Origin of the sequence: Streptomyces sp. NPDC004658 (assembly GCF_040609555.1) — a bacterium.
Lineage (GTDB): Bacteria > Actinomycetota > Actinomycetes > Streptomycetales > Streptomycetaceae > Streptomyces.
The window spans coordinates 1-3,356 of sequence record NZ_JBEXKG010000331.1 but is presented as its reverse complement, the minus strand read 5'-3'; the positions used below and the strand labels follow the sequence as shown (position 1 = coordinate 3,356).

The 3,356-nt window shown below is 74.9% G+C and carries 3 protein-coding genes; 2 read left to right on the top strand and 1 reads right to left on the bottom strand.

The window, feature by feature from the left end:
- Window positions 1–221 (bottom strand): LLM class flavin-dependent oxidoreductase (locus ABZV94_RS40845; protein WP_356350071.1); only part of this gene is annotated, 221 nt, incomplete at its 3' end.
- Window positions 222–737: 516 nt separating this feature from the next.
- Between ABZV94_RS40845 and ABZV94_RS40840 the strand changes: the two genes are divergently transcribed.
- Complete coding sequence (locus ABZV94_RS40840) at window positions 738–2,771, top strand: SpoIIE family protein phosphatase (protein ID WP_356350068.1); 2,034 nt, start codon at window positions 738–740, stop codon at window positions 2,769–2,771.
- A gap of 118 nt (window positions 2,772–2,889) precedes the next feature.
- Window positions 2,890–3,356: hypothetical protein (locus ABZV94_RS40835; RefSeq protein ID WP_356350066.1), on the top strand; the 467-nt coding region annotated here is incomplete at its 3' end.

Here is a 3,356-nt window from a genome sequence, read left to right as displayed (position 1 = left end):
AGCCGCTCGGTCCGCGCGGCGATGTAGCCGAGCATCGTGGTCGGCGAGGACGGCACGAACGGCGGGTTGTGGTGCTCACCGGTCGCGAAGACGTCCAGCCCCGCTTCTTCCGCCTTCTGCGCGAGGGTGACCATGGCCTTGATCCGCTCGCGCTCGGTCGGCGCACGGCCCGTGGTGGGGTCGATGGTCACGTCACCGACGGTGAAGATGCCGAACTGCATCGTCCTCCGCCCTTCATAATGGTTGATGTATCAACTTCGCCCGTGCAACGCGGTGGCCTCCCCTCCTATTCCGAGGCACCGAGCCGTCGCGATCGACGCCGGTGCCGGGGGCTGCGCGCGACGCCCCCGGCGGCGACCGGCCACGCGGCCCGACCCCCGGCCGCAGCCGGTCGCAGCCGCTCGCGCACGTCTTCCCCGGCCCCCGGCATGGACTCGATCACCCGCCCGGCCCACCCCGATGGCTGCCGTCCGTCCCACCCGCCAGGGTCTCAAGAAAGAGCCCGGTGTCGACGCCGAAGGGGCCAGTGATGCGCCGCTATCCGCCCATCGCCGATCACGGTCTTACCGGAGACCCGCGGACCTGCCCGCCGGTCCCCTCCGGGGCCGCTCTCGGCCGGCGGCGCTCTCCCTGTTCCGGCTCGCCGAGCCTCGCGCGCCGCGGGAGCGCGCCAGCTGCCGAGATCCTCGCCCTCACCGCCCCGGACACCGTCGCGGGCGCGCGGGGCTAGGCCCGGGATGTCGTCCGGATACGACAGCGGGGAGCTGTCGGCCACCGTGCTGGAGGCGCTGTTCACCCAGGCGCCCATGGGCCTGTACGTGTTCGACGAGCAGCTGCGGATCGTGCGCTACAACCCCGCGGGGCGCGGCGTGCGCGGACTGCCCGGCGACGCGGTGCTCGGGCGGCGGCTCGACGAGGCCGCGGAGGGCTTCCACGATCCCGAGCTGCTCAAGCTCGCCCGTCAGGTACTCACGGGGCAGACGCAGGTCCGGGACCGCCTCGTGCGCGGCCGGCCCCCTCGTGGCCCGGACCGGGAGACGGTGCTCTCGGTGTCGGCCTTCCGGATCCGTCCCGGCGGCGGGCACGTCCTGGGCGTCGCCGTCGTGGAGGACGTCTCGGCGCGGCAGCGCGCCGCGGACCGGCTGGACATCCTGCACGACGCACATCAGGCCATCGGCACGAGCCTCGACGTGCGGGACACGGCGGCCGCACTGGCCGAGGTGGTGGTGGACCGGTTCGCGGACGCCGTCTCGGTGGACGTGCTGGACGAGGCGGTGCGCGGCGCCGCGCTGTCCGGGGGGCCGGTCGACGCCGACGTACCCCTGCGCCGGGTCGCCTTCCGCTCGGTGAGGGACCCCGCGCGGCAGGTGCCCGCGGACGAGCTGGCCACCTTCCCCTTCCCCACGCCCTTCACCCGGAGCCTCCAGGACGCCGCGCCCCGGCTCGTCACCCACCTGGCACCGGACGAGCCGTGGCTGGCCACCGATCCCGGGCGGGCCCGGCTGCTGACCGACGCGGGTGTGCACTCGCTCCTCATCACCCCGCTGGTGGTGCGCGGCACCGTCCTCGGGGTCGTCTGCTTCTTCCGGCACCGTGACCCCCGGCCGTACGACGAGGACGACCTCTCCCTGGCCGAGCAACTGGCCCAGCGCACGGCGCTCAGCATCGACAACGCCCGCAGCTACGCCCGTGAACGCACCATCGCGACGGCCCTGCAACGCCATCTGCTGCCCCGCACCCCGCCGCGGCTGACCACGGTCGACACCGCCGCCCTCCACCTGCCCGGCACCGTGGGCGGCGGCGGGGACTGGTACGACGTCATCCCCCTCTCCGGCAGCCGGGTGGCGCTGACCGTCGGCGATGTCACCGGAAGCGGCATCGAAGTGGCCGCCGCCATGGGGCAGTTGCGCACCGCGCTGACGACCCTCGCGGTGCGGGACCTGGCACCGGAGGAGCTGCTCTCCTGCCTCGACGAGACCACCGTCTCGCTGACGCGGGACACGGGCGAGCCGGTCACGGCATCCTGCCTGTACGCGGTGTTCGACCCGGTGACCCGCACCTGTACGGCCGCCAGCGCGGGGCACGCGCCCCCGGTGGCCGTCGGCACGCTCGGCGAGCCCCTGGTCCTCGAACCGCCCGCCGGCCCGCTGCTCGGTGCGGGTCGCGGCGGGTACGAGGCGGTGCGCGTCGAACTGCAGGACGGCAGCGTGCTGGCGCTGTACACCAACGGTCTCGTCCGCGCGGCACCGGACGCCCGGCGGACCCTGCTCCGTCTCCTGGGCCATCCCGACCGTCCGCTGCACCAGCTCGCCGACGACGCGGTGTACGCCCTCCTGCCCGGCCAGGCCGAGGACGACGCCGTTCTGCTCCTCGCCCGCACCCGCGGCCTGACGGAGGACCGGCTCGCCGAGTGGACGCTGCCCAAGGACCCGGCCGTCGTCGGCACCGCACGCCGGCTCGCCGAACGCCAGCTCGCGGCCTGGGAGTCGGAGGAGCTGGCCTTCACGACCGAACTGATCGTCAGCGAACTGGTCACCAACGCCATCCGGTACGGCAGCCCGCCGATCCGGCTGCGCATGATCCGCGACCGGAGCCTGGTGTGCGAGGTGTCCGACGGCAGCAGCACCGCGCCCCACCTGCGCAACGCCCGCGCCATCGACGAGGGCGGCCGGGGACTGTCGCTCGTCGCCCAGCTCGCCGCCCGCTGGGGCACCCGGTTCGGCCGCCGGGGCAAGACCATCTGGTGCGAGCAGGAACTGGACGGCGGCTGAGCCCCGTCCGGTGAACGGGGGTTTCCGGCGCGCGTACGGCATGCTCCAGCGGGCAATACCCGAACGGGGCGCCCGGTGCGGGTGCGCACGGGGAACGGACGGGGGAAGGAGCGGACGCATGCGTGCGACCGTGCTGGACGTGGTGCGGGATGTCGTCGGCCGGCACGCGCCGGAGGAAGGCCGGTTGGTCGACGATCTGGCGGGCCTGGACTACGGCCCGGTGGTGCGGCGGCTGCGGCGGGCGTCCGCCGGCGGACGGTCGGACCCGCTCGGCTTCGGCCTCGACACCGTCGGGGCCGTGGTCACACCCTTGGTGCTGCTGGCGGTGGACGAGGCGTGCCGGACCGCCGTCACGGACGGCACCGGACGGCTGATGAACCGGGCCGCGACCGCCCTCGGACGCCTGCGCCCGTCCGCCCGCCGCCCGGACGCCCCGCCCGAGGTGCCCCGCCTCACCCCGGAACAACTGGCGTCCGTGCGGCGGCGGGTGCACCAGGAGGCGGTCCGGCGCGGCTTCGGCGACGCCGACGGGCTCGCGGACAGCGTGGTCGCGCGGCTGGCCCTCGCGGGCACGGAGGACCCGCG

Excerpts from the sequence above, each read along its gene's own strand:
- ABZV94_RS40840 (WP_356350068.1), top strand. The coding sequence starts at position 738 with ATGTCGTCCGGATACGACAGCGGGGAGCTGTCGGCCACCGTGCTGGAG.